The following is a 26994-nucleotide window of genomic DNA, read 5'->3' as shown; positions in this document are numbered from 1 at the left end:
GGAGGGGTGGGGGAAGGGGTGGGGAAAGGTGTTGAAAAATGGGGCGGTTCCCCATATTATTGATGACGTCGACAGGCGGGGTGGTTCCCCGCGTACGTGCCATCTGAGTAACCGAGGGGAGGGCGCACATGGGAATGACGGGTGCATACGAGCGCAATCTCGATGCAAAAGGTCGTCTGTCCCTGCCTGCACCCCTTCGTGAGGAGCTTGGAGAGCACGTTCGCGTGTTTAAAGCCCTGGATGTCGATGCTCTGTACGTGTTCTCTGCCGAGGCCTTCGATAAGTGGGTCGAAGGACTCTTCGCGGGTCGTGAGGGCCACGAGGGTTTTAACCCGCGTGACATCAACGACCAGAAGCTCATGAGGGCGATCAACAAGCGCACCACGTCGATGGATGTGGACAGCGCGGGTCGTATCGGTCTTTCTGAGTCTCTCCGCAAGCAGGCGAACCTCGACCGCGAGGTCACGGTTGTGGGCAACTACGACCACCTTGAGGTTTGGGACCGCGCTACGGCCGATGAGGACGATGATGACGAGGCCCTGCTGGACCTCTTCTTCTCGTAAGGGCAAGGCACGAGTAACGGATGGAGCGTGGGATCTTGACACAAGAATATCGGCATGAACCTGTCATGCTCGGCGAAGTGCTTGAGTCGCTGCAGCTAAAGAGCGGCTCCGTCGTCTGCGACTGCACCCTTGGCGGTGCCGGCCATTCGGTAAAGATGGCCGCGCAGGTGGGGGAGACCGGCCTTTTGCTCGGCGTCGATCAGGACGACATGGCCCTCGAGGCCGCTGGCGCCCGTCTGGACCGCGAGGTTCCCGGCGTACCGCACCAGCTGCTGAAGGGCAACTTCGGCGACTTGGACGAGCTGCTTTGCTCGGCCGAGGTGCCCGGGGTCGATGGCTTCCTGTTCGACTTGGGCGTTTCGTCGCCGCAACTCGATATCCCTGGCAGGGGCTTTTCGTACAACGAGGACGCCCCATTGGACATGCGGATGGATCCGGGTAACAACACCTTAAACGCAGCTGAGGTCATCAACACCTATAACGAACACGACCTCGCCCGGATTCTACGCGTCTACGGCGAAGAGAAGTTCGCCTCGCAGATCGCGCGTGAGATCGTGCGCCGCCGCGAGCATGAGCCGATCGAAACCACCGGTCAGTTTGTCGAGATCATCAAGGCTGGTATCCCCGCTGCCGCTCGTCGGCATGGCGGACACCCAGCCAAGAAAAGTTTCCAGGCCATTCGCATCGAGGTCAATCACGAACTCGATGTGCTCGAGCGAGGGCTAGACGCCGCCACAAGGTGGCTCAACCCGGGCGGACGCATCTGCGTCATCTCGTATCACTCGCTCGAGGACCGTATCGTAAAGAACCACTTTAAGGAGATGAGCCAGGGGTGCACGTGTCCGCCGGAGATTCCGGTGTGCGTGTGCGGCAACGTGCCGATACTCAAGGTCATCACCCGCAAACCCCTGGTTGCCCAACCCGATGAGGTTGCGCGCAACCCTCGGGCGAGATCAGCCAAGATCCGCGTGGCGCAGCGTCTGTAGACGCGACCGCGCGATATTGGACCTCCCGCTCGCACCATAAACGAAGCTTAAACACACTACCAACGTACTCGGGATGGGAGGCGGCATATCATGGGCTACAACACTTCAAACGCAGCACTCGCCTATGATATGAGCGCCATGCCCGCCTATCGTGAGACACCGCAGGCTCCCGCTGCTCCCCGCGAGCAGCGCACGCCGCGCTTTGATGTCTACACGGGCGCGGGCCGTCAGGCAAACCAGGCGGTAAGCCCGGTTTTCATGAGCGTTCTTAAAACGTTTTGCATCATTGCGGCCATCTTCATGACGATCGGTGTCGCCCGTGTGGCGCTCGCCGGCGTTACGGCCCAGGTGCTCAACAGCAATGCCGCGCTTACCAACACGCTCGAGAAGGCGACCGATGAGAGCTCCGACCTGGAGGTCATGCATTCGGTCTATGGTGCCGACACGCGCATTCGCGACCTTGCAGGCGCTTATGGCATGGTGGAGCCCAGCGAGAGCGTTACACTTGATTTTTCGCAGGATGCAGCCGCGGGCGCTAGCTCGACCGCGACCGCTCAGTAACAAGACGGTAGCTGAGTATGACAAATGACTATCGCCGCGGCTCCGACCGGGGTCGCGGTTCTGGACGTCCCTCATCGCGGGGACGTTCTGGTTATCAAGGAACGGGTCGGCCATCTTACAACGCGAGGCCGTCCTATGGCAACGACCCTGCGTCGCGTCTCCGTGGCTCGAGTGGCCCTCAAATGCATAACACCAGATCGCGCAAGGGCTCGTCGACCGAATGGCTCACGGGCACGCCGCTGCCCCGTCGCAAAGCCGTCATGGGCTTCATCGGGTTTGGCTTGGGCTTGGGCGTCCTTCGCCTTGCCGACTATCAAATCGTGGAAGCCGATAAGTTACGCGACCGTGCCGATGCACGTCGCTTGCTTGCGCAGACGCTGTATGCCAAGCGCGGTACCATCTACGACCGTAACGGCAACGTGCTGACGTCGTCGGTCGAATGCCGCAACATCGCCGTGAATCCTCAGCTTATCGAGGACGTTGACAAGACGGTCTCGGCACTGGTCAAAGCTACGGGCATCGATAAGAAAACCTGTCGTGATCTCGTTATGTCCGATGGCACCTGGGTGTATATCAAACGCCAGGTGGACGAGGACGATGCTGCGGCGCTGGAGAAGAAGAATCTGCCCGGCGTGCTCTTTGAGCAGGCCATGAAGCGCGTATATCCTTATGGCAACCTGGCATCGCAGGTGCTTGGCGTGGTAAACGTGGACAACGACGGTCTGACGGGCCTTGAGAAGCAGTACAACAAGCTTTTGACCGGAACGAACGGCTCGCTGGTGCGCGAGCGGGCGAGGGACGGTAGCTATATCGCGGGCGGCGCCTATAAAAAGGTTGCCGCGGTGGACGGCGTGGACATCGTGACGACACTCGATGTCAATATCCAGCGTGCCGCCGAGGACGCCCTGGCCGAGGCGGTCGAAAAGACCAAGGCCAAGAATGGCTCGGCCCTGGTCACCGATCCCACGACGGGCGAGATTCTGGCGGCATGCTCGTATCCGACATATGACCAGACCGATCTGGAAAACGCCAAGACCGAGGACATGAACTTGCGCCTGGTTACCGATGCCTACGAGCCCGGCTCGGTCTTTAAGACACTTGTGGCCGGTGCCGGCTTCGACTTGGGCGCCGTGCGTTCGAGCACGTCGTTTGAGGTGCCGGCGAGCATTAAGGTCGGCGACGACACCGTTACCGACGCCGATAAGCGCGACTACACCATGACCATGGACGTGCGTGAGATGATGCGCCGTTCGTCCAATGTGGGCTTTGTTCTGGTGGGACGCAAGATCGGTGCCGATGATTTTGCCACCTATGTGGACAAGTGGGGCATTGGTCATAGCTCCGGTGTCGATTTTCCGGGTGAGAGTCTGGGTATCGTCAAGGAGCGCGACCAGTACGACGGCGCCACGCTGGGCTCGATGAGCTTTGGCCAGGCGCTGTCCGTCTCGCCGATTGAGGTCGCACGTGCCGTGGGCGGCATCGCGAACGGCGGCGTGATGATGACTCCGCACTTCTATAAGTCCAGCAAGGGCGATGAGAAGGACTGGGGCGAAGGCGAGCGTGCGATATCGGACGACGCTGCCGCCCAGGTGACATCGTGCATGCAGACGGTCGTGTCCGAAGGCACGGGCGTTGGCGGTGCGGTCGATGGCTATGACGTGGCGGGCAAGACCGGTACGGCCGAGCGTGCTGACGAGAACGGGGGTTACCTCAAGGAGAACTATATGTCGTCCTTTATGGGCTTTGCGCCGGCACAATCGCCCAAGGTGCTGTGCTATATCACACTCGATGGAACACCGAGCGGCTCGGATGCCGCCGCGGTGCCATTCCAGTCCATTATGGCCAACGCGCTCGACGTGCTGGGTATCCCGCGCACGAAGTAGGGGGTTACAATCTTGAGCGTGGTCTGCCGTTTGATCTGAAGGGTGTTCACATGCCCTGCACCACGCGCGCATGGCACTGGGATACAATACGCCGATAGCATTATTAGGTTTACAGGGGAGCTGCAATGATAGAGATCGCCGTCAACAACCTCGCGGCCTCAACGGGGGCCCGAACCGTGACGGAAGAAGTCGATCGAGTATGCCGCGGGTGCGTTATCGACTCGCGTCAGGTCGAGGAGGGGACGATCTTTGTCGCCTTCCCCGGCGAAAAGGTCGACGGCAATGATTTTGCCTCCCGTGCCATCGAGTCGGGTGCCGGTGCCGTCGTGATGACGCGCGAGCCCGATGCCGAGCTGGTTTCGCTGGCGCAGGACAAGGGATGCGCCATCTTGCTGACCGACGACCCCGAGGAGTTCTTGCTGCGCCTGGCGCATGTATATCGCTTGGAGCTTGGCTGCCTGGTCGTCGGCATTACCGGGTCGATTGGCAAGACGACGACCAAAGACGTGCTCGCCGCCGTGCTCGCCAAGCGTTATCGCGTCTGGGCCACGAAGGGCAATTTCAACAACTTGATCGGCATGCCGCTCACGGTGCTTTCCGCTCCGGCCGATACCGAGGTTCTGGTGCTCGAGATGGGTATGAACCATTTTCATGAGATTGAGCGCCTGTCCCAGTCTGCCAACCCCAATCTTGCCATTGTGAGCAAGATCGGAACCTCCCACATCGGTATCCTGGGCAGCCGCGAGAACATCGCCCGCGCCAAGTCCGAGATTGTCCAGGGCATGTGCGCCGCCGGCGACTTCTCGCCGTTGCTGGTTTTGGGCGGCGAGGACGACTTTACGCCGTTCATTCGCGATACGTTCGCCCAGCCTGCGGGTATTGACGTGATGCTGGCCGGTGTCTCGGACGACGACGAGGTCCGCGCACGCGACATTCGCGTCGACGACGAGGGCCATCCGGTCTTTACGCTCGACTTTGGTCAGGGCGACACGGTCGATACCATGCTGGCCATTCCCGGTGTGCAGTCCGTGCCCAATGCCGTCAAGGCCGCCGCGGTCGCCTATCGTCTGGGCGTGACGCCCGAGCAGATCGATGCTGCCTTTAGGGGCCTTACGATCACCGGCCACCGTCAGGAGATCAAGCGCGCCAAGAGCGGAGCACGCATCATCGACGACTCCTACAACGCCAGTGCCGAGTCTATGGCTGCCGGCCTCGATTTGCTGTGCTCGCTTATCTGTGACGGTTCGCGCATGGCGATCTTGGGCGAGATGGGCGAGATGGGCGACGAGGCTCCCCGCATGCATGAACTCGTGGGCGCCTATGCCGCCGCCAAAAAGCTCGACATGCTCGCGTGCGTCGGCGGCGAGCTGGCTCAGCTCATGGCCGATGCCGCACGTATGATGGGTATGGATGAGGACCGCATCCAGGTGTTCTCCGATTATCAGCAGGTGCTCGACCGCATGGGCGGCGCGCTTGAAAATCATGATGTTGTATTGGTCAAGGGTTCCCGTTTTGTTGAGCTCGACCGCTTTGTGGAAGGTGTGTGCTAGCCCATGTTCGGCAATCCCTCGTATCCTACGTATCAGGCCTTTTTGGGACTTGGCATCGCTGCTGCCATTGGGTTGCTGCTTATGCCGTGGTGGATCAAGCTGCTGAAGGTCGAGGGTATCGGCCAACAGGTCCGAGCCGACGGCCCCAAGCGTCATTTGATTAAACAGGGTACGCCCACCATGGGCGGCGTCATCATCCTTGTCGCGATCTCGCTGACCTGCCTGCTGATGGGCAAGCTCACCACCGAGCTCGTGCTCGTGCTGCTTGCCACGCTGGCCACCGGCGTTCTGGGTCTCATCGACGACCTGACCTCCGTCACGCATGGTCGCTCGCTCGGTCTGACGCCTCACGCCAAGATGATCGGTCTGACCATCATCTGCGTCACTTTTACCGTGCTCGCTGTCAATTGGTGCGGCGTCGCCCCCGAGATTCGTTTTCCCGGCGGCCTGACGATTGACCTCGGTGTTCTTTCGACCACCATCTGCGGCCTTTCGTTCCCGTGGCTCTACATTGTATTTTGCTGGCTGATGATCGCCGGTCTTTCCAATGCCGTGAACCTGACCGATGGTCTGGACGGTCTTGCCGGCGGCACTTCCATGATCGCCATGCTCGCCATGGCCGCCATGGCGTTTTTGCACGGTGACGTGAACCTGTCCATCTTCTGCACGGCGTGCGCCGGTGCCTGCCTGGGCTTTTTGTGGTTCAATTGCTACCCGGCGAGCATCTTTATGGGCGATACCGGCTCGCTTGCCCTGGGTGCCGCGTTTGCCTGCACCTCCATCATGACCAACACCGAAGTCGTTTCCCTCATCATCGGCGGTCTGTTTATCGTCGAGACTCTGTCGGTCATGATCCAGGTCGTCTATTTCCACTTTACGCACAAGCGCGTCTTCCTTATGGCGCCCATTCATCATCATTTCGAAAAGAAGGGCTGGGCCGAGACCAAGGTCGTTATCCGTTTTTGGATTATCGCCGCGGCCTTTGGCGCCGTTGGCCTCGCCCTGTTCTTCCAGTTGGGATAGTGGTCTTTCATGCCTCTTGCTGATGTCTTTAGCCTGCTCGTTTTGGGGCAGGGTAAATCCGGTCTCGATGTCGCCCGTTGGGCGCTGGCTCACCCCGAGCGCGTGAGCGCCGTTACCGTATATGGCGGCGGTACCTCCGAGCCCAATGACGCCACACGTGCGCTCGAGGCGCAGGGCGCGTCGTTTGTCTACGGCACCGAGCAGGTCGAGGGTGCCTATGACGTGTGCGTGACATGCCCGGGAATCTCGGAGTTCTCGGCTTTCTTTAAGGCCGGGCGTGAGCATGCCGCTCAGATTATGGGCGAGCCCGAGTTTGCCTATCGCCTGTCTCCCCAAAATTGGATCGCCATCACGGGCACCAACGGCAAGACAACTACCACGTCGCTGACCGATTATCTGCTCAAGGCCGCCGGTGAAGCCAGCGTGGCCGTCGGCAATATCGGTGAGCCGCCGGTGAACGAGATCGACGGCCGCGCACACAATGAGTGGTTTGTGGCTGAGCTGTCGAGTTATCAGATTGCTACGACCGCCGAGCTTCATCCTCGCGTGGCGGTGCTGCTCAACATCACGCCCGACCACCTGGGCTGGCACAAGAGCCACAAGAACTATGCGCTTGCCAAGATCAAGTTGTTCGAGAATATGGTCGACGACGACCTCGTGGTTATCGACGTTGAGGATGCCGGCATCCATGAGTTCGATGAGTACATCTACACACCGGGCCGCCGCATCTGCAAGGTCGCTTTTGACGAGCCCGAGGGTGCAGACGCCGCCTTCGTGCGCGACGGCAAGATGATCGTGCGCCTGAAAGGCGTCGAGACTCAGCTTGTCGCCACATCCGAGCTCAAGATCTCGGGCCATCACAATGTCATCAATGCCCTATGTGCCGCCACGGCTGCTCTGGCCGTCGGTGCCGATCCCGAGGGCATTTGCCGCGGTTTGGCATCGTTCCAGCCGCTCGAACACCGCGTGGAACCCTGCGGCGAGATCGATGGCGTGCGCTACGTCAACGATTCCAAGGCAACGAACACCGATGCGGTCGAAAAGGCCCTGACGGCGTTTTCCGACGACGATGTGATTTTGCTGCTCGGCGGCCACGATAAGGGCACACCGCTTGCGGACTTTGCCCGCGTCGTTATGGACAACGTGCGTTCAGTCGTTTGCTTTGGCGATGCGCGCGAGCGCTTTACCGCTGCTATGGACGAGGCCGATGTCGATGGTGACGTGGATATCGCCCAGGCCGATGACCTGCGCGATGCCGTTGACGTTGCCCGCTCGCTCTCGAGCCGCGGCGACGTGATCCTGCTTTCGCCCGCTTGTTCTTCGTTCGACGAGTTCTCGGGCTACGAGGAGCGCGGTCGCGTGTTTAAGGACTACGTGGCCCAGCTTGCCGCAGCAGCGAAATCGCAAACGGAATAGGGGTTGCCGGTGAGAGAGGAGAGCCCCCGAAGTGATATGAGGAGGCCCGACTCGGACCGTGCTTCCTCGCTGCGTAGCACGACGCGTTCCGGATGCGGCGGGCAGACGTTCGGTGAGCGCTATATTGCCGGCGTCCCCGCCCGCATCATGCGCCCCCGTTTGATATTTATGGCCTGCCTGTTTAGCTTGGTTTGCTTCGGCTTGCTGATGGTGTACTCGGCATCTTCGGTCGAGGCGCTGCACGAGAACGGTTCGGCGACGTTTTTCCTATTTCGACAGGCCGCGTTTGCCGGAGTTGGCGTGCTGGCTATGGTTGCCATCGTGCGCATCTTACCGGACAGTTGGTTTGGGGAAGACGTGCTCAGGATCTTCCTCATGGGCATGATGGGGCTACTGGTTCTGGTGTTCTTTATGGGTAGCGGCAGTCGTGGCGCCACGCGTTGGCTCAACATCGCCGGTATTCAGTTTCAGCCGTCTGAGTTTTTAAAGCCGTTCGCCATCGCGTATTCGGCAATCATGCTCGACCGTATCTTTTCGCCCGGCGGCAACATCAACGAGTTTCTTCGCAAGATGGGCGGCTACCTGGGAATTTCGCTCTTCCTGATCTTTGTTCAGCCCGATTTCGGTACCGTTCTGATCATTTTGTTGACCCTCATATGCATGGCGTTGTTTGCGGGATTGGACCCCAAATATATCGTTTGGACGGTTGTTGCCGGCATCGCCGTCATTGCGATTGCTCTTATCGCCGAGCCGTATCGTATGACGCGTGTCCAGGTTGCTTGGAATCCTTGGGCAGACGAATATGGTGACGGCTATCAGGCCACGCTTGCCATCATGGCGTTTGCCTCGGGCGGACTGTTCGGCCGTGGTATCGGCAACTCCACCATGAAGTACTCGTATTTGCCCGAGGCGCACAACGACTACATCTTGGCTATTATCGGCGAGGAAGTTGGCTTTATCGGAACCGTGCTGTTCTTCTTGGTGTTTGCGATGCTGATTTACTCGGCGTTTCGCATTGCTGAGCAGGCGACCGATCGTCGCGGAGCACTTATGGCATCGGGTTCCGCGGTCATCCTTGCGGTGCAGTTTTTGATCAACGCGCTGGGCATTCTCAATGTGTTTCCCATGACGGGTAAGCCGCTGCCGTTTATTAGCTACGGCGGCTCGTCGATTATTGTGTCGCTTATGCTTGCCGGTCTGATCCTGCGCGTTTCGTATGAGAGCGCCCGTCGCGATGAGTACGACCGTCGCCGCGAGAGCTTTGCCGTTATGGATGAGAGTACCGCCGGCGTGCCCCATGTGCGCGGCGAGCGATCTTCGCGTAACGGCTTTACCGTTCTGGATGGCTCTGCGACCGAGCCGGCGGCCCGTCCGCGTCAGCGAACAGCGCCGCAAGGTCGTCCGCAGCGCCCCACTCCTCGCAATGCGGGCGGCGGATATAATCGAATCGATTTGAATTCGGACCCGTCGGCGCGTTTGCGCACCGATGACCAGGGGCCGCGTGTACGAAGGGATTACCATGACCGATAAGATGACCGTTGCTATTGCAGCTGGCGGCACGGCAGGACATATCAACCCCGCGCTCGCCTTGGCCGAGGAACTGCGTGACCGCGGTCATCACGTTGTGTTCGTGGGCCAATCGCGCAAGCTCGAGGGTCGTCTGGTTCCCGAGGCCGGATTCGATTTTGTGCCCATCACAGTTACGGGCTTCGATCGCTCCCGTCCCTGGACGGCGCTGACCTCGCTGTGGCGCGTCAACAAGGCGAAGCGTGCGCTTGCCAGTCACTTCTCGAAGGTCGGTAAGCCCGATGCCGCTATCGGCTTTGGTGCTTACGTTGAGGTCCCGCTGCTGGGTTGGTGCAAGGACGCCGGCGTTCCGTATCTGCTGCACGAGCAGAACTCTGTTCCGGGTCTGGCCAATAAGATGATGAACTCGCATGCCGCCCGCGTGTGCATTTCGGTACCTGCGGCCCGCACGGTCTTTGAGCGTGAGGGCGACCCCGACCATGTGCTCATGACGGGCAATCCTGTGCGTCGTTCGGTGATCGAGGGCGATCGCACCCGCGGTCGCAAGACGCTCGGCGTGCCCGAGGATGCGACGCTTCTGCTCGTCTTTGGCGGTTCACTTGGTGCACAGCATCTCAACGAGCGCGTTGCCTCGCTCAAGGGTGAGCTGCTGACCCGCGAGAATCTCTACATTTTGCATTCGACGGGTGCCGACGGCTTTGAGGAGACCGAGCGCGCTTTGGCGCTGACGCCCGAGGAGGCGCAGCGCTATCGTGTCCAGCCCTATATCGACAACATGGGCGATATGCTGGCTGCGGCCGATCTGGTGCTCTCGCGTTCCGGTGCCTCGAGCGTGGCTGAGATCGCCGCGCTTGCCGTGCCCTCGGTACTCGTGCCGTACCCGCACGCCACGGCCGACCACCAAACCACCAATGCCCGTTATCTGGTCGACGCCGGGGCCGGCGTGCTCTGCGCCGATGCCGATATCGACGGTTCTGCCTTTGCCGATGAGCTGCTGCACCTGGTCGATGACGCGGCGGCGCGCGACGCCATGCGTCAGGCGGCGCGTGGTCTGGCTCAGGATAGAGCCGCCGCTCTTCTGGCGGATGCAGTAGAGGGTTTGCGTTAGTTAGACGGGATATCTTCGGTCGCCCTCGCGCTGATGCGGTAGGTGCGGTACAGTTAACGGGTTACAGGCAGTGTTTACGCAAGGAGTACACGAGCACATGGCTGATTCCCAGACTGCAACCTCCGCGCCCGAGTTTAAGAGCGCCCACTTTATCGGTATCGGCGGCGCCGGCATGAGCGGCATCGCCCTCGTTCTGCACGAGCGCGGTTATGCCGTTACCGGCTCCGACCTTAAGACGTCACGTTATATCCGCCAGCTTACCCGCGCTGGTGTGAAGGTGCATGTGGGCCATGAGGCCGCCACGATCGACGAGGTCAAGCCCGACGTGGTTGTTGTCTCCACCGCTATTCCGGAGTCCAACCCTGAACTCGTGCGCGCTCGCGAGCTTGGTATTCCCGTGTGGCCCCGTGCCAAGATGCTCTCTGCTTTGGGTCACGGCTACACCACCGTCGCTGTTGCCGGCACGCATGGCAAGACCACCACGTCTTCGATGTGTGCCACCATGCTCGACCGCATGGGTCTGGATCCGAGCTTCCTGATCGGTGGCATCGTCGAGGGCTATGACACGAACGGCAAGAACGGCTCGGGCGACTACTTTGTCGCCGAGGCCGACGAGTCCGACAGCTCCTTCCTGTTCCTGAACCCCAACGTAGTCATTGTGACCAACGTCGAGGCCGACCACCTCGATCACTACTCGGGTATCGAGGAGATCGAGGCAACTTTCGCCAAATTCATGAGCCTGGTGGGCGAGGACGGCACCGTCATCGTCTGCGGTGAGGACCCGCATCTGGTCGAGCTCGCCAAGTCGACGGGCCGTCACGTGCTTTCCTACGGCTTTGCCGAGAGCAACGACATCGTCTGCATGCACCCGGATGTCAAGGGCATCCAGAGTGACTTTATCGTTCGCTTTGAGGACGGCACTGAGCGCGCTGTGGAGATCAAGAGCAATCCCGGTCGCCACAACATGCTCAACGCCACGGCGGTGCTCACCGTCGCCCATGTCCTGGGCCTTGACATCGACGCCGCCGCCAAGGCGCTCTCGAGCTTTGAGGGCGTCCGCCGTCGCTTTACCCACGTGGGCGATATCGATGGCATCACCGTGGTCGATGATTACGGCCATCACCCCACCGAGATCAAGGCGACGCTTGCTGCCGCTTCGTCGCTGGGTTACAAGCACGTCGACGTCGTGTTCCAGCCGCACCGCTATTCGCGCCTGCAGGCCCTGTGCGACGACTTTGCCGATGCATTTGCCAATGCCGATAAACTGCTGCTGATTGATGTGTTCTCGGCTGGCGAGATGCCCATTCCGGGTGTCACCTCTAAGATGCTCGCCGATACCGTGCGCGCCAAGCATCCTGGCAAGGAGGTCGTGTACTGCTCCAGCCGTCTTGAGCTCAATCAGGAGCTCGAGCAGATGGTGGGCGAGGGCGACCTGCTGCTCACCATGGGTGCCGGCGACGTTACGACCGTCGGTCCCGAGTTCATTGAGTATCTGACTGCCAAGAAAGACGCTTAAGTCTAATGGGTCTGTTTAACGCCGTCATGGCGCTCTCGGGCATGATCGACACGGATGTGATCGAGGACGAGCGCCTTGCGCGTCATACGAGCTATCGTATCGGCGGCAAGGCCGACCTCTTTGTGACGTGCCATAGCTATCATGCCCTCCGCCGCGCCGTGGCGGTGCTCGATCGCGAGCAGGTGCCGTGGGTCATCATCGGCAAGGGCTCCAATCTGCTGGTTGCCGATGGCGGTTATCGCGGTGCCGTCATTTCGCTCGGACGTGAGTTCCAGCGCACGGTTGTTGCCGATGACGGTTGTACGCTGACGGTCGGTGCGGGCGTGATGTTTGCGCGCCTGGTCAACGATGCCCTGTCGCGTAGCCTCTCGGGCCTTGAGTTTGCCGTTGGCATTCCTGGTTCGGTCGGCGGTGCGATATCTATGAATGCCGGCACGCGGACCGAGTGGATTGGCTCGCTGGTTGAGGATGTCGTAACGTTTGACCCGGCATCCGGTATCAAGCATTATGCGGGGTCCGAGATCTCTTGGGGCTACCGCGAATGTAGCCTTCCCCGCAATGAGATCATCCTCGAGTGCGTGCTCAAGCTTAAACCGGCGCCCAAGGCCGACATTCGTGAGCGCATGGAGCGGTACCTTACAAGGCGCAAGCGTACGCAGCCCATGGGTCGCGCATCCTGCGGGTCTGTCTTTCGCAACCCGCCCGATGCGAGTGTGGGCAAGCTTATCGAGGATTGTGGATTAAAGGGTTTTTCGATTGGCGGCGCGGAAGTTTCGCCCGTTCACGCTAATTTTATCGTTAATAACGGAACTGCCTCGGCCGATGACGTTGCCGCGGTTATCAGACATGTGCACGGAAAGGTGAGGGAGGCGTATGGCATCGAGCTCAGACCGGAAGTTAAATTCCTCGGCTTCTAGAGCATCGAAACCCACCTTCCGCCGCGCCGGAGGGCGTTCCGGCGCGCCTGCCAAACCTCAACGCAATACCGTCGCGCACTCTAAGTCTGTCGGGCATGCTCGACAGACCAGTCGTCCGGTCGTCGGCTCGCAGCTCGGTAATCGTCCGGCCGCAAAAAAGTCCTCGCGTCCCTCGGTGACGTCAAAGCCTGTTATGGGCGCCAAGCCTGCCCGTCCCATGGCAGCTCCCAAGCCCTCGACGGGAACTAAAGCGGCGCGTCCAGGTCTCACGCTGGGCGCATCGAAACCGCGCTCGCTTACATCGGTGCCGGCTACCGCCAAGAAGCCTTCGAGTAAAAAAGGTTTCAACCCGTTATCTTCACTTGGAGCGATGGCAAATAAAACATCAGATGCCGCTTCTGTCGTTACAGGCAAAGGCAAAATCGTGGGCGGCGTTCTGGCCGTCTTGGCCGTGCTCGTCGTCGTTGCCATCGTGGTGATCAACTCTGGACTGTTTACTGCCACTGATATTCAGATTCAAGGCAGCGAGCATGTGACGAAGCACGATGCTATCCAGCTGATTGACTTGCCCGAGGGAACGTCGCTTTTTAACGTCGATCCCGACCAGATTACCGAGGATCTCAAGCAGAACCCGTGGGTTTCGGGCGTGGATGTCCAGCGCCAGTTTCCCCATACGCTTATCATCACGCCGACGGAGCGTAAAGTTATCGCCATTGCGTATATCAGCTCCGACGACCTTGCCTGGGCTATCGGAGACGATGACACCTGGATCGCCCCGCTGTCGACGTCGGTCGAAGTGGACGACCAGGGCAACGTCATCACGACAGGGCAGGGCTCAAATACCTTGACCGGAATCGATGCCGCGCTGGCGCTCGCCAAGCATTATGGCGCGGTGTTGTTGACTGATGTCTCGGCGGATGTCGCTCCGGTTTCCGGCCAGGCGGTGAACTCCAAAGCCGTTAAGGCCGGCCTGGATTATGTGCGTGGTTTTTCGAGCGAGTTCTTGGGACAAGTCAAGGATATTTCCACGCCTTCGGTCGAAGCCATCTCGGCAAACCTCAATAACGGCATTGAGGTGTCGCTGGGCGATTCGGACGATATCGCCAAGAAGGAACGCGTAGTCACCAAGTTGCTTTCGCAGGTAGAGGGCGTAACGTATATCAATGTGCGCTCTCCGGGCAACTACACATTTAGGAATGCTCCGACCTCGTAGCGCTGGTTGATGCTTTGTTGAGGGGCCATACCACGCCGTTTATCTGGTTTGTTTGGTTTTCGCGGTCAATTATTTGACTGATACGTTCATAATGTGCAAACATAATACGGTTTACCTTTGCATTTACTTTCAACCTGAAGGTTAATGTGCGCAGGGGTCGACCCATGCTATGGCTATAACCTTTGTTCGGAGGACCGACATGCACGAGACAGAGATCAACAACTACCTTGCCGTCATTAAGGTGGTCGGCGTCGGCGGCGGCGGTACCAACGCGGTCAATCGAATGATCGAAGAGGGCATCCGCGGCGTCGAGTTTGTTGCCATCAACACCGATGCTCAGGCACTCGCGATCTCTGATGCCGATATCAAGGTGCACATCGGCACCGACCTTACCCGCGGCCTGGGCGCCGGCGCCAATCCCGAGGTTGGCCGCAAGGCTGCCGATGAGTCCCGCGACGACATCGCCGAGGCGCTCGCTGGCGCCGACATGGTGTTTATCACCTGCGGTGAGGGCGGTGGCACCGGTACCGGCGCTGCTCCCATCGTTGCCGATATCGCGATGAACGAGGTCGGCGCACTGACCGTCGCCGTCGTGACCAAGCCCTTCACCTTCGAGGGCCGCAAGCGCAAGAAGAGCGCCGAGGAGGGCATCAAGACCCTCTCCGATTGCGTCGACACCATGATCGTCATCCCTAACGATAAGCTGCTCGACATCGCCGAGAAGAAGACCACCATGCTCGAGGCCTTCGCGATTGCCGATGGCGTTCTTTCCCAGGGCACCCAGGGCATCACCGACCTCATCACCGTCCCCGGTATCATCAACCTGGACTTCGCCGATGTTAAGACCATCATGAAGCAGGCCGGTACCGCCATGATGGGTATCGGTACCTCTTCTGGGGATACTCGTGCCGTCGATGCTGCCCAGCAGGCCATCTCCAGCCCGCTGCTCGAGAGCTCCATCGATGGTGCCACGCGCGTGCTGCTCTCCATCGCCGGTTCCAAGGACCTGGGCATCCAGGAGATCAGCGATGCCGCCGACGTTGTCGCCAACGCCGTCGACCCCGAGGCCAACATCATCTTCGGTACCGTTGTCGACGAGTCCCTGGGCGATCAGGTGCGTATCACCGTCATCGCTACGGGCTTCTCCGACTCCAACGTCAACCGTCAGGACGAGCTCTTTGCTGCTCAGCAGTCTCAGAGCAAGGCCGCTGCCTCCGCTGAGCCGCAGCGCACCGCTCCGGCTGCCAGCCCGGCTCAGGCCGCTCCGACCCGCAACGTCGGTGGTACCGAGCTGCCCAACTTTGGCAACGACCAGTTCGAGCTTCCCGACTTCCTGAAGCGCGGCAGCTTCTAGTTCGTTTTTCTCAACGACCTGCACGGGGTGTGTCCATTTGGATGCACCCCGTTTTGTTTCTCGTTTGTAAACGAAAGCCTCCAATCTCCTTACGTTCCCTTTACGTTTGGTCCCTACCGCTGCGGGTATCCTTTTAAGGAAGTATGACAGCCGTATAAACGCGGACTGCGCGGCGACGCCGCGGTACTTGTGTTATTAGGAGGCCTTAGTATGGCAGCACGTGCGGACAACGTTTCGCGTGTCGACCATGATGGAGTTACGTTGGTGGAGGGCGCGACATCCGATGTCCGTTTTGCCTTTACCGAGCGCACCGGTGGCGTTTCTGAAGATGCGTACTCCTCGCTCAACCTGGGCTCGCATGTAGGCGATGACCCCTTTGCTGTTCAAGAAAATCGTCGTCGAGCGCTCGAAGCTATGGGCGCCACTGAGTGCGAGCATAATCTGCTCGTGCCCAATCAGGTACATGGTGACCATATCGTTACGGTGACTTCGAACGGCGCCGACGATCTTGAGGCTGTTCGCGAGCAGATTGCCGAGGGCTGCGATGCCATCGTCTGTACGGCCCATGACGTGCCCGTGCTGCTCTGCTTTGCCGACTGCGTTCCCGTGGTGCTGGTGGCCCCTGGCGGATTTGCCGTGGTGCACTCCGGTTGGAAGGGCACGATTGCACGTATTTCTGCCAAGGCGTGCCAGGCGCTTTGCGATGCTGCCGGCTGCGATGCGAGCGACGTTTCCGCCTATATCGGGCCCCATATCCTGGGTGACGAGTACGAGGTTTCCCAAGAGCTCATGGATCGCTTTGCCGTCGAGTTCTCTTGCATCGATGCGAGTGCCTCTCGCATGCTCGATCTTTCCGCTGCCATTTGTGAGGCGCTGGTAGATGCCGGTGTGGACGCGGATAATATCGTGGATACCCAGCTTTCGACTGTGCGCCAGAACGACCGCTTTTATTCCTACCGTAACGAGGACGGCACCTGTGGGCGCCATGCTGCGATCGGCGTGATGCTATGAGAAAGATCGTATCGGTCCTGAGCGCCGCTGTGCTTACGCTTACGCTGTGCGCCTGTTCTTCGGGATCTTCTACCTCTTCCATTACCGTGGCCGGCTCCACGACCTGCCTTCCTATCGCCGAAATTGCGGCAGAGGGCTTTAAGGAGGAGACCGGCATCGACGTGCTCGTTTCCGGTTTGGGCTCTTCCGCTGGCATCGAAGCCGTCAGCGCTGGCACGGCCGATATCGCCAGCTCCTCCCGTGGACTCAATGCCGACGAACAGGATCTGGGCCTGACTCCCATCGTCATTGCCCACGACGGTATCGCGGTCATCGTGAACGACGATAACCCGGTCGATAACCTCTCGACCGAGCAGCTCCGCGATATCTATGCCGGCAAGATTACTAATTGGAAAGAGGTCGGTGGCGAGGACCTGAAGATTCAGGTCATCAACCGAGACGAGGCATCCGGCACGCGTGAAGCATTCCGCACCATCGTGATGGACGGCACCCCGTTCGATCGCCGCTCGGCCGTTCTTTCGGGCACGGGCCAGGTGCGCGACGTGGTATCTCGTTCGCACGGTGCCATTGGCTACATTTCGCTGGGCTTCGTCGATAGCCTCAACGCCAAGACCTCGGTCAAGGCCGTCTCGGTCAATCATGTTGAGGCGTCCGAGCAGACGGTCGCGAGCGGCGGCTATCCCATCTCACGCGACCTTTACTTCTTTGTGAAGGGTGCGCCTTCGCAGCAGGCGCAGGATTACATCGACTATGTGACGTCCGAAAAGATGGACAAGCAGATTCGCGAGGCGGGCTTTATCCCCGTCACCAACGACGAGAAGGGGAGTGAGTAGCATGGAAGCACAGGAAAACTCCCAGACTGAGCAGAATGGTCAGGCGCCCAAGAAGCGCGAGCTGGCGCTCGTATCGCGCAGCACCTATATCAAGGAGAAGGCGCTGCAGTGGATCTTCTTTGCCTGCGCGTTCTTGGCGGTTGTTACCGTCATCCTGATTTTTGTCTTTACCACGTACTCGGCGCTGCCCGTCTTTACCGACATCGGTCTGGCGGACTTCTTTAGCTTTACGTGGGCGCCCTCTGAGGGTCACTACGGCATCGTGTCGCTGCTTGCCGGCTCGGGTCTGGTGACCGTCGGCGCGCTCGCCATGGGTGTGCCCCTAGGCGTGGGCACGGCCGTGTATCTGGTCGAGATCGCCAGCAAGCGCGTGCGCAAGCTCATCAGCCCTGCCGTTGACCTGTTGGCCGGCATCCCTTCTATCATCTATGGCTTCTTTGGCATGATCATCATCCGCCCGTTTATCGCACAACTGACCGGCGGTCTTGGTTTTGGCGCGCTGACGGCGTGGTTCGTGCTCGCCATTATGATCGTGCCCACCATCACGACGCTTACCATCGATGCTCTCAATTCCATTCCCATGGGCATTCGCGAGGCATCGTATGCCATGGGCGCCACCAAGTGGCAGACTATCTATAAGGTCGTGTTACCTGCCGCCAAGCTGGGTATCGTGGATGCCATCGTGCTGGGTATGGGCCGTGCCATCGGCGAGACCATGGCCGTGCTCATGGTCGTGGGTAACGCCCCGGTTATTCCCGACAGCATTGCGAGCCCCATCTCGACGCTCACGAGCCAGATTGCGCTCGACATGAGCTATTCCTCGGGTCTGCACCGCTCGGCGCTGTTCGGCATGGGCGTGGTCCTGTTTATCATTTCCGCCACGCTGGTGGGCATCGTCCGCCTGGTTTCCAAGAAGAAGAGGGGGTAGGCTATGTCCGATTCCGTTGACACGACGGTCGATACGACCTCGTCGCGCGAGCGCATCAAGCGTGCCCTTTCCCACGGCAAGAAGGGCCGCATCAACAAGGACCTGTCCAACAAGATCATGCTTGGCGTGTTCCGTGCCGCGGCATACATCACCACGCTGGTGCTGGTCGCTATCATCGCCTACGTGGTCATCAACGGCCTGCCACACATCTCGCTCGACTTTATCTTCGGTTGGCCCCAGGGCGTCAACGCCGAGGGCGGTATTTGGCCCACGATCGTGTCGACCGTCTATGTGACGGCGCTCGCCATGCTTATCTGCACGCCGATCGCTGTGCTGGCAGCCGTCTATCTGGCCGAGTACGCCAAGCAGGGCAAGATTGTCGAGCTCATTCGCTACGCTGCTGACGCTTTGGCCTCGGTGCCCTCCATTGTTATGGGCCTGTTTGGCTACGCCTTGTTTGTCGAGGCTATGGGTCTGGGCCTTTCGATGGTCTCGGCCGCTCTGGCACTCGCGCTCTTGATGCTTCCCATCGTCATGCGCACCACCGAAGAGGCCATTCGCGCCGTTCCGCGCTATATCCGTTGGGGCGCGTATGGCCTGGGCGCCACCAAGTGGCAGGTTGTCTCCAAGATCGTGCTTCCTTCTGCCTTTGGCCGTATTGCCACGGGCATTGTCCTTGCCATCGGCCGTGCCATTGGCGAGACCGCCGTGGTGCTCTACACCATGGGCCAGGCCATCAATCTACCTATCTCGCCGCTCGATTCCGGCCGCCCCATGACCGTTCACCTGTACCTGCTTGCCAACGACGGCATCAACATGAACGCAGCCTACGGCACCGCGCTCTTGCTGATGGTGATCATTCTGGCCTTCAACCTGTTTGCGCGCTTCCTGTCGCGCAAGCGTCGCTAGTTAAGGAGTCCCATGTCCGTTTATCAGTCCGCTCCCACGCTGGAGCAAGCGGCCATTACGGCCAAGGATTTCAACTTTTGGTACGGTGACTTTCATGCGCTGACGGGGCTCGACCTCAACATCGCTAAAAACGCCATCACCTCCTTCATTGGCCCTTCGGGCTGCGGTAAGTCGACGTTTTTGCGCTGCATCAACCGCATGAATGACCTGATCGAGGGTACGCGCGTCGAGGGCACCATGACGCTCGACGGCAACGATATCTATGCCGAGGGCGTCGACCCGGTCGACCTCCGTCGTCGCGTGGGCATGATTTTTCAGCAGCCCAACCCGTTTCCCAAATCCATCTACGAGAATGTCGCCTTTGGCCCTCGTCTGCAGGGCGTGACTAGCAAAAGCGACCTCGATGACATCGTGGAAGAATCGCTCAAGCGCGCCAACCTCTGGAAAGAGGTATCCAATCAGCTCAACAAGGATGGTTTGGCGCTCTCGGGCGGTCAGCAGCAGCGTCTGTGCATCGCGCGCGTGCTTGCGGTGCAACCCGATGTCCTTCTGATGGACGAGCCCTGCTCCGCCATCGACCCCACGTCCGTCTCTAAGGTCGAGGATCTGATGGCCGAGCTGGCGCCCGAGATGACGATCATCATCGTCACGCATTCAATGCAGCAGGCAGCTCGTATCAGCGACTACACCGCATTCTTCTTGCAGGAAGTTGCCGGCGAGCCCGCCACGCTCATCGAGTATGGTCAAACCGACGCGATCTTCACCAGCCCGGTGGACTCGCGGACGGAAGACTATATCACCGGCCGCTTTGGCTGATCGGTGCGACTAGTCCCAAGCCGATCGGACCTGGTCCGGTGCGTATTCACTGTGCGGGCTGCATGACCGCACCCAACTGATTGGAGTGAACCATGCGCAAACTGTTTTCCCGTCAGCTCGTCGAGGCCCGTCACGAGATGCTGAGCATCTATGAGGCCGTCGATCTGGCTCTCCACGATGCCGTGAAGGCCTATGTGACCGACGACCGCAAGCTCGCCACCAAGACCAAGAAACGTACGCTTTCGATTGACGCGCGCTGCGCCAACCTGGAGGCCGTCTGCTACAACCTGATCGCCACGCAGTCACCGGTCGCCTCCGACTTCCGCCTGCTTCAGACGATCATCTACGTCGACTTTAACCTGCAGCGCATGACCGATAAGGTCCGTCAGATCTGCCGTGCCACGCGTCATATGATCAAGGCCGACATCTCGCTGCCCCAGGAGCTCGTCGGTACGGTTGAGGCCGAGGCCGAAGCTGTTTACCAGGTGCTGGGCTCTTCGCTTTCTGCGCTCGTCACCAATGACATGTCCATCATCTGCAACCTGGCCGTCGAGGACGAGCCAGTGCACGCCGCCTACGAGAAGTTCTTCCGCACCTTTAACCGTATGGATACGGGCGACTTTATGGACGACGACAGCAACTATGACGACCTGCGCCGCGCCATCATGGTTTCGCGCTACCTCGATCGCATCGCTTCGATTTCCATCGATGCCGCTTGCCGTTTGACCTTCCTGTTGACTGGTCAGCGTATGAACGCCGGCGATATCGCCCGTGTGGACGAGGATGAGCTCGAGAGCATGCGCGTGCCTTCGGGCGAGGGTGTTATCATGAGGCCCGCCGTCGACGCTCGCTACGTTGCCAAGGTGCCCGTTAACGAGGTCAGCGAGGGTCTTCGCTACCTGCTCGATCATCTTGAGGACGAGGACGATGGCGAGGACGACGAGGAGTAAGTAGCCCCGTTCGTCGAAAGATTGTAAATACCTAAGTGAGCGCGGCCTTGCACATGCGGGGCCGCGCTCTTGCGTTAGCATGGGACTACTTGTTTGGCTGTCAGCGGAGGCGATTGGCAATGGATAACTATTTGGACTTGATGCGCGCTCGCCGCGAGCAGATTCTGGAACGTTTTTATGCGGCGCTCGATCGCGCGGGCCGCCCCCACGACGCCGCGCGCCTCATTGCCGTGTCCAAGACCGTTGGTGTCGATGAGACCGTTGCCGCCATCCAGGCGGGGTATCGCCATTTTGCCGAGAACCGCCCGCAGGAGCTGGTTCGCAAGCTCACGGGTCTGGCGGAGCATCCGGAGCTGCCCGAGGTGCGCTTCGATATGATCGGCAACCTGCAGACCAATAAGATCAATGCGGTGCTGGGCTCAGCCGAGCTGATTCACTCGGTGGGTTCGCTGCATCTGGCGCAGGCGATCTCGAGCCGTGCTGTCCGCAAGATTGAGGCAGGCGAGCTCGCCGGCCCCCAGCGTGTGCTCATCGAGGTCAATGTGAGTGGTGAGGAGTCGAAGGGAGGCTTTTCGCCCGATGAGATTCGCGCTGCCGCGGGTGAGCTTGCGGAGCTCGAGGGAATTTGCGTGCAGGGGCTTATGACTATGGCGCCCCGGGGGAATAAGGATGTGGCACGCCGCACCTTTGCGGGGCTTCGTGAGCTGAGGGATGAGCTGGAGGCGGCGCATCCCGATTTGAACCTGCCTGAGCTTTCCTGCGGCATGAGCGAGGACTTTGAGCCTGCCCTTGAGGAGGGCTCTACGCTCGTTCGCCTGGGCAGGGTAGTATTTAGCCCGGAGTTTGCAGTAAAATAAGGCTCTGAAGTGCGCACTGATTATCGGGGTGCCTGCACTAAACCGCGAGAGGACACAACCATGGGCTTCCTTGACGAGATTAAAAATAAGATGCACCTGGGCGGCCAGCAGGGTTACGACCAGGGTTATGGCCAGGACGACGACTACGGCTACGATGACGGCTATGACGATAGTTATCAGGGCAACGGCTACAGCGGTGCTTCGGGCGAGGGCTTCTACACCCAAGACGAGCCGAGCAACGGCCTGCTTGGCCAGACGCGCCGCGGTGAAGCTGAGTCGGTTGCCGTGTATACGCGCTCCGGTCAGCTTGTCGGCGATGACTCCCGTCATGCCACGACGTATAACCCGCCTTCGCGCTCGCAGGACAGCGTTGCGAGCGGTTATCGTCCTGGTGCCTATGACACGCCGTCGAGCTACGCCGAGAACACCCGCGCCCGTGCCGCCGCTGCGCCCGCGCCTGCACCGAGCGATGCCTCGGCCTATGCGAGCAATATCATCAACGCCACGCCGCAGCTGCCGGCCTATGTCCTGCGCCCCGAGAGCTATGACGACGTGGAGACCGTGGTGCGCCGCGTTCGCACCAAGCAGCCTGTCGCACTGATTTTTGTGGGCGTACGCACCGAAGTTGCCAAGCGCGTCTTGGACTTCTCTTACGGCTTTGCCTGCGGTCTGGGCGCCACGGTCAAGGAGGTAGGCGACCGCGTGTTCATGGTGCTGCCCGCCGGTTGCGAGGTCAAAGATTCCGATCTCAAGAAGCTTCGTGCCGACGGCTACCTTAAGTAAAGACAAGACGAGGAGATTCCCATCAACATCTACACTATCGTCCAGCTGGTCAACACGCTGTTCAACTTCTATTCCACGCTCATTGTCGTCTACTGCTTTATGACGTGGATTCCCATGAAGCAGGGTGGTTTGCTTCAGGATATTGCTGCGGTGCTTGATAGCGTGTGCGGTCCGTGGCTCAACCTGTTCCGTCGTTTCATTCCGCCGATGGGCGGTATCGATTTTTCGCCGGTCGTTGCGATTATTGCGTTGCAGTTGGTGCAGAGGCTGGTTCTGCAGCTTCTTATAGGTATACTCGTATAGAACTGACTTAGTAACTTACGTCGGGCGTGTAGCGCCGAGGCGATGAAAAAGGAGACTTGTTATGGCTATTACCCCTGCAGACATCCAGGCTCAGACTTTCTCTGAGGCCAAGCGTGGCTACGATCCTGCCGAGGTCGACGTTTTCTTGGAGACGCTGTCCTCCGAGGTTGACGCTATGCTCGCTAAGATCGTCGACCTTAAGGGTCGTCTGACTGCTACCGAGCAGCAGCTTGCCGATGCACAGGCTCAGCTTGCCCAGGCTCAGGATGCCACCGCCCAGGCCGTTCCTGCCGCCCCTGTGGCTGCTCCCGCCCCTGACTTCTCCGCTCAGGAGCGCCAGATTTCCGCTGCCCTGATCGCTGCCCAGCAGACCGCTGAGACCATCGTCAACGATGCCAACGAGAACGCTGAGCGTATCCGCAACGAGGCTGACGCTAAGGCCCGCGAGGTTATCCGCCAGGCTCTGACCGAAAAGCAGGCCGAGCTCGAGGAAATCGATCGTCTCAAGGCTTCCCGTGAGGAGTTCAAGGCAGAGTATCTCAAGCTCATCCAGCACTTCATGGACGATGCCCAGAACTCCTTCCCGGCCGACCTCATGGCCTCCACGCCGGTCGGTTCTGCCGCTTCTCCTGCAGTGACTGTTCCCGCCGAGCCGCTGCCCGTCGCTGACCCGGTTGTCCCCGTGGCCGATCCCTTCGCCCCGATCGACAACTTTGCTGCCGACGACCTGGACTAGCATCAGAGCTACAATCTAGTGTCCTTAAGAGGAGCTCGCACCTGCGGGCTCCTTTTTTGTGGCTGTATACGGGTTGGGAAACAAAACGCCGAGCTCTGCATTAGATAGGACAGAACTCGGCGAAGGGCGCGTGGTAAAAGGTAGATTTTAAGGTATGTCTAAAACTACTTGAGGAGGAAGTTGGAGAGGGGAATAGTGCGGGCCTCGCGATGCTCGGGATCGGCGATGTGGTCGGCGGGATAGCCACAGACGAGCATGTGATAGGGATAGACGCACTTGGGCAGATTGAACTGCTCCTGTGCCACCTCAGGCTTAAAATGGCATACCCAGCACGTTCCCAGGCCCTGCTCGGTGGCCTCCATCATCATCTGGTCGCACACGATGGACGTATCGATTTCACTGGAATTCATCTGGTCATACGGGCGCACCCAAGCATCATCGGTAACGCTGCAAATAAGGAAGACAAGCGGAGCTCCAAAGATAGACCCATCACGAGCAAACCGAGGCTGACAAGCAGCAGCCTTCTCCAACAACTCGGGCGTATCCAACACCATCACACGGGTTGGATGATTATTACAAGCAGAAGGGGCAATACGCCCAGCCTCAACAACGGCATCCACCACAGCCCGCTCAACAGAACGATCCTCAAACTCGCGACAAGAATACCGAGACCGAGCCAGATCCAAATACGACATAACCAAACCCTCCAAAGTCAGCGAATCAATCCAAAGTAAACCAAAGGGTACCCAAAGCCCTGCCCAACCAAACGTTTAAGGCGGTCCCAAAGTTTCCAATCGGGCCCCAAGGTCCTGTCAACAAAGGCCCCATCGCTTTCAAAGTATCAGCCAAGGTTCCCAATGGTGGTACGTAAGGCGAAGGGCCGGCCACGGTTTACTTTCGAACGACTCTGCTACGCAGCCGGAGTGAGAAAGCAAACCGTGGCCGGCCCTTCGCCGCCGGGACACGTACCCCTAATTAACTGTTCTTCATGACTATCGAATCCACGACATCGGCCACATTCTCGCAGCAGTCGGCGCAGTACTCCAGGAAGGCGTACACGTCACGCCAAGCGATGACCTCGAGCGGGTCCTTGCCGTTAACGTGCAGGTTACGCATGGCGTTGATATAGAGCTCGTCGGCCTCGGACTCGATGGTGTTGATCTGGATGACGAGCTCGCGCAGCGTTTTGGACTTGCGGTAGTTAGGCAGCTCGACCATCAGGTCTTTCATGGCGCGGCAGGCGTCGGTCACCTTGTGGGCGATCACGATGGCATCGGGATGGATGCTCTGGATGTTGGTGAAGTAGACGCGCTGCACGACGCCCTCGATGCGGTCGAGCACGGTGTCGAGCGAGCAGCTCATCAGGTCCAGATCCTCGCGCTCAAGCGGGGTGATAAAGGCGGTGAGCAGGGCGTCCTCAAGCTCATGGTGCTTCTTGTCGGCCGCATGCTCGATCGCGTGCATCTTGTCGAGCATATCGTGAATCTTTGCGGGATCGAAGTTCTCGAAAATCTTGGTAAGCAGCTCGGCGGCCTGGACGGCGAGGTCGGCGCAGGCGACGTAGTTGTCAAAGTAGAACGAATCGGGTTTCTTTGCCATGAGTGGGTCCTTTCGAGGCGAAGACGGGTGGGCGAGGTGTTACGGTCCGGATGGACGTTCGGTTTGACTAGATGAACATCATGAACAGCTTGGCCATGACAAAGCTGATGAGTCCGCAGGCGGGGAAGGTGAAGAACCAGGTGAACATCATGTCCTTGACGACGCCGAAGTTGATGGCCGAGAGGCGTTTGACGGCACCGACGCCCATGATGGCGCAGGTCTTGATGTGCGTGGAGGACACGGGGATGCCGGTAAGGGTGGCAAGCAGCAGGTTCGCGGCACCCGCCAGGTCGGCGGAGAAGCCCTGGTACTTTTCGAGCTTGACCATGCTCTGGCCAACGGACTTGATGATGCGCTCGCCGCCCACGCTGGTGCCGATGCCCATGGTGGCCGAGCATAGCAGCATAATCCAGATGGGGATGCCGGCATCGCCGACGCTCGTCTGGCCGCTGGCAAAGGCCACGCCTAAAAAGAGCACGCCGATGAACTTCTGTCCATCCTGCGCGCCGTGCATAAAGCTCATGGCCGCAGCGCTCGCGATCTGAGCGTATTTAAAGAAGACATTGGCACGTCGCCTGTTGGCGGCGGCGAAAAGAATCGAGACGAGCTTGCACAGGACCCAGCCCATGACAAAGCCCAGACCGATGGAGAGCGCCAGGCCGTAGATGACCTTCATCCACTCGTGGACGTTGACGCTGCTCGCACCGCCGAGGGCGATGGCGGCACCGGTCAGGCCGGCGATAAGGCTGTGGCTTTGCGAGGTGGGGATGCCAAAACGCGACGCTGTGGCGCCGTAGACGACGATGGAGAACAGCGCCGCGCACAGACAGGCGAGCGCCATGGTGCTATTTCCTCCAAAGTCGACAATATGGGAGATGGTGTTGGCGACGCTCGCGTTAAAGTGCGTCATGATGAGCACGCCAAGGAAGTTGAATGCGGCACTCATGAGAATAGCGGCGCGGGCGGGCATGCAACGCGTAGTGACGCAGGTCGCGATGGCGTTGGGTGCGTCGGTCCATCCATTGACGAAGATGGCGCCGAGCGCGAGGATCACGGTGACGGCAAGGACTGGGTTCGACACGAGTTGGCCGAGGAAGGTTGAGAACGTTACGTCCATATATGGGCTTTCTCGAAGTTTGCAGGCACGTTACAGAAACATGATAAATCGTATCACCTCCTGCGGGTTTCTTTACCGAGTTCTGATGGGAGAAGTGAATTTTTTGGCACTCCTTGATTCTCATCTTCATTGCAACAGACTCAGGACTCAGCGCAACGCGTTGCGCTGAGTCCTGAGGCGCGAATCCGGGTAGGCAACCCCAGAGGGGCCGGAATCCCCCGGCCCGCGATGGAGGGAGGCCGAAATGTCCAGACCGAAGCCGTCCGGGAGGTCGTACGGGAGGCTCACGAGGCATGAGAGGAACACGGTCGAGAGGATGCTCGACCTCAACCGCAGCGCCCGCGAGATCGCCGCGGAGCTCGGCAGGTCGCCATCGACCGTGACCAGGGAGGTGGCGGCGCACCGCTACGTCACGGCGCCGCGCTCGCGCTACGGCGAGCCCGCTCCCGCGGACCTGTCGGGGGCCTGCCCCAGGCTCTCCTCGTGGCCGAGGTGCTGCAACGGCTGCTCGCACAGGAGGGGCTACGGCTGCTCG

General features: G+C 59.7%; 27 protein-coding genes. 24 read left to right on the top strand and 3 right to left on the bottom strand.

Features of this window, described 5'->3' with window-relative positions:
- Nucleotides 1-128: 128 nt before the first annotated feature.
- From DXC79_RS09495 to DXC79_RS09385, 23 genes are all read left to right on the top strand, one after another.
- On the top strand, nt 129-563 hold the full coding sequence (locus DXC79_RS09495) for a division/cell wall cluster transcriptional repressor MraZ (RefSeq protein ID WP_035137949.1): 435 nt from the start codon (nt 129-131) through the stop codon (nt 561-563).
- Between the two features lie 20 nt (nt 564-583).
- Nucleotides 584-1549 carry a 16S rRNA (cytosine(1402)-N(4))-methyltransferase RsmH gene (rsmH, locus tag DXC79_RS09490; RefSeq protein WP_117636014.1) on the top strand — a complete coding sequence of 322 codons (966 nt, stop codon included), beginning with the start codon at nt 584-586 and terminating at the stop codon, nt 1547-1549.
- 90 nt (nt 1550-1639) lie between these two features.
- The gene (locus DXC79_RS09485; protein ID WP_117636013.1) at nt 1640-2110 is read left to right on the top strand and encodes a hypothetical protein; all 471 of its coding nucleotides are present in this window, start codon (nt 1640-1642) and stop codon (nt 2108-2110) included.
- A gap of 182 nt (nt 2111-2292) precedes the next feature.
- On the top strand, nt 2293-3993 hold the full coding sequence (locus tag DXC79_RS09480) for a peptidoglycan D,D-transpeptidase FtsI family protein (RefSeq protein WP_370445766.1): 1701 nt from the start codon (nt 2293-2295) through the stop codon (nt 3991-3993).
- A 125-nt stretch (nt 3994-4118) separates the two neighbouring features.
- Entirely contained in the window at nt 4119-5543 is a 1425-nt protein-coding gene (murF, locus tag DXC79_RS09475; protein ID WP_117636012.1) for a UDP-N-acetylmuramoyl-tripeptide--D-alanyl-D-alanine ligase, read from the top strand.
- Between the two features lie 3 nt (nt 5544-5546).
- Nucleotides 5547-6566 carry a phospho-N-acetylmuramoyl-pentapeptide-transferase gene (gene mraY, locus DXC79_RS09470; RefSeq protein WP_055251660.1) on the top strand — a complete coding sequence of 340 codons (1020 nt, stop codon included), beginning with the start codon at nt 5547-5549 and terminating at the stop codon, nt 6564-6566.
- A 9-nt stretch (nt 6567-6575) separates the two neighbouring features.
- On the top strand, nt 6576-7982 hold the full coding sequence (gene murD / locus DXC79_RS09465; RefSeq protein WP_117636011.1) for a UDP-N-acetylmuramoyl-L-alanine--D-glutamate ligase: 1407 nt from the start codon (nt 6576-6578) through the stop codon (nt 7980-7982).
- A 9-nt stretch (nt 7983-7991) separates the two neighbouring features.
- On the top strand, nt 7992-9512 hold the full coding sequence (gene ftsW / locus DXC79_RS09460) for a putative lipid II flippase FtsW (RefSeq protein ID WP_147327502.1): 1521 nt from the start codon (nt 7992-7994) through the stop codon (nt 9510-9512).
- A complete protein-coding gene (murG, locus tag DXC79_RS09455; RefSeq protein ID WP_117636009.1) occupies nt 9502-10617 on the top strand; it encodes an undecaprenyldiphospho-muramoylpentapeptide beta-N-acetylglucosaminyltransferase in 1116 nt (371 codons plus the stop codon). Before ftsW ends, murG begins: the two co-directional genes overlap by 11 nt.
- Nucleotides 10618-10714: 97 nt before the next feature.
- Nucleotides 10715-12133, top strand: coding sequence for a UDP-N-acetylmuramate--L-alanine ligase (gene murC, locus DXC79_RS09450; RefSeq protein WP_117636008.1), 1419 nt, complete (start codon nt 10715-10717; stop codon nt 12131-12133).
- A gap of 5 nt (nt 12134-12138) precedes the next feature.
- Nucleotides 12139-13050 carry a UDP-N-acetylmuramate dehydrogenase gene (gene murB, locus DXC79_RS09445; protein ID WP_117636007.1) on the top strand — a complete coding sequence of 304 codons (912 nt, stop codon included), beginning with the start codon at nt 12139-12141 and terminating at the stop codon, nt 13048-13050.
- Between the two features lie 424 nt (nt 13051-13474).
- Nucleotides 13475-14263: a cell division protein FtsQ/DivIB gene (locus tag DXC79_RS09440; RefSeq protein WP_231501570.1), complete on the top strand. Its 789-nt coding sequence runs from the start codon at nt 13475-13477 to the stop codon at nt 14261-14263.
- Nucleotides 14264-14462: 199 nt separating this feature from the next.
- The gene (gene ftsZ / locus DXC79_RS09435; protein ID WP_055251674.1) at nt 14463-15617 is read left to right on the top strand and encodes a cell division protein FtsZ; all 1155 of its coding nucleotides are present in this window, start codon (nt 14463-14465) and stop codon (nt 15615-15617) included.
- 210 nt (nt 15618-15827) lie between these two features.
- Nucleotides 15828-16628, top strand: a complete 801-nt coding sequence (locus DXC79_RS09430) for a polyphenol oxidase family protein (RefSeq protein ID WP_117636006.1) — start codon at nt 15828-15830, stop codon at nt 16626-16628.
- A complete protein-coding gene (locus tag DXC79_RS09425; RefSeq protein WP_117636005.1) occupies nt 16625-17461 on the top strand; it encodes a phosphate ABC transporter substrate-binding protein in 837 nt (278 codons plus the stop codon). The genes DXC79_RS09430 and DXC79_RS09425 overlap by 4 nt, the downstream gene beginning before the upstream one ends.
- A 1-nt stretch (nt 17462) precedes the next feature.
- Nucleotides 17463-18389: a phosphate ABC transporter permease subunit PstC gene (gene pstC / locus DXC79_RS09420; protein ID WP_117564650.1), complete on the top strand. Its 927-nt coding sequence runs from the start codon at nt 17463-17465 to the stop codon at nt 18387-18389.
- Nucleotides 18390-18392: 3 nt separating this feature from the next.
- The gene (gene pstA, locus DXC79_RS09415; protein WP_055251684.1) at nt 18393-19298 is read left to right on the top strand and encodes a phosphate ABC transporter permease PstA; all 906 of its coding nucleotides are present in this window, start codon (nt 18393-18395) and stop codon (nt 19296-19298) included.
- A 12-nt stretch (nt 19299-19310) separates the two neighbouring features.
- Nucleotides 19311-20114, top strand: a complete 804-nt coding sequence (gene pstB / locus DXC79_RS09410) for a phosphate ABC transporter ATP-binding protein PstB (RefSeq protein WP_089571588.1) — start codon at nt 19311-19313, stop codon at nt 20112-20114.
- 92 nt (nt 20115-20206) lie between these two features.
- Nucleotides 20207-21064: a PhoU domain-containing protein gene (locus tag DXC79_RS09405; protein ID WP_117636004.1), complete on the top strand. Its 858-nt coding sequence runs from the start codon at nt 20207-20209 to the stop codon at nt 21062-21064.
- A gap of 119 nt (nt 21065-21183) precedes the next feature.
- Nucleotides 21184-21921: a YggS family pyridoxal phosphate-dependent enzyme gene (locus tag DXC79_RS09400; protein ID WP_089571590.1), complete on the top strand. Its 738-nt coding sequence runs from the start codon at nt 21184-21186 to the stop codon at nt 21919-21921.
- Between the two features lie 60 nt (nt 21922-21981).
- Nucleotides 21982-22704, top strand: coding sequence for a cell division protein SepF (locus DXC79_RS09395; protein ID WP_055251691.1), 723 nt, complete (start codon nt 21982-21984; stop codon nt 22702-22704).
- Between the two features lie 15 nt (nt 22705-22719).
- Complete coding sequence (locus DXC79_RS09390) at nt 22720-23007, top strand: YggT family protein (RefSeq protein ID WP_040358293.1); 288 nt, start codon at nt 22720-22722, stop codon at nt 23005-23007.
- Between the two features lie 61 nt (nt 23008-23068).
- Nucleotides 23069-23743, top strand: a complete 675-nt coding sequence (locus DXC79_RS09385) for a DivIVA domain-containing protein (protein WP_006234242.1) — start codon at nt 23069-23071, stop codon at nt 23741-23743.
- 164 nt (nt 23744-23907) lie between these two features.
- On the opposite strand, the gene DXC79_RS09380 is transcribed toward DXC79_RS09385, so the two are convergent.
- From DXC79_RS09380 to DXC79_RS09370, 3 genes are all read right to left on the bottom strand, one after another.
- Entirely contained in the window at nt 23908-24438 is a 531-nt protein-coding gene (locus DXC79_RS09380) for a nitroreductase family protein (protein WP_117636003.1), read from the bottom strand.
- A 280-nt stretch (nt 24439-24718) separates the two neighbouring features.
- On the bottom strand, nt 24719-25342 hold the full coding sequence (locus tag DXC79_RS09375; protein ID WP_055251695.1) for a DUF47 domain-containing protein: 624 nt from the start codon (nt 25340-25342) through the stop codon (nt 24719-24721).
- Between the two features lie 67 nt (nt 25343-25409).
- Nucleotides 25410-26459, bottom strand: coding sequence for an inorganic phosphate transporter (locus DXC79_RS09370; RefSeq protein ID WP_055251696.1), 1050 nt, complete (start codon nt 26457-26459; stop codon nt 25410-25412).
- 244 nt (nt 26460-26703) lie between these two features.
- On the opposite strand from DXC79_RS09370, the gene DXC79_RS09365 reads away from it, so the two are divergent.
- On the top strand, nt 26704-26994 hold a 291-nt coding region (locus DXC79_RS09365), incomplete at its 3' end, for a helix-turn-helix domain-containing protein (RefSeq protein ID WP_147327501.1).

It is taken from the genome of Collinsella sp. TF08-11AT, assembly GCF_003437035.1.
Classification (GTDB): domain Bacteria; phylum Actinomycetota; class Coriobacteriia; order Coriobacteriales; family Coriobacteriaceae; genus Collinsella.
This window is presented reverse-complemented; position numbering and strand designations above follow the sequence as displayed.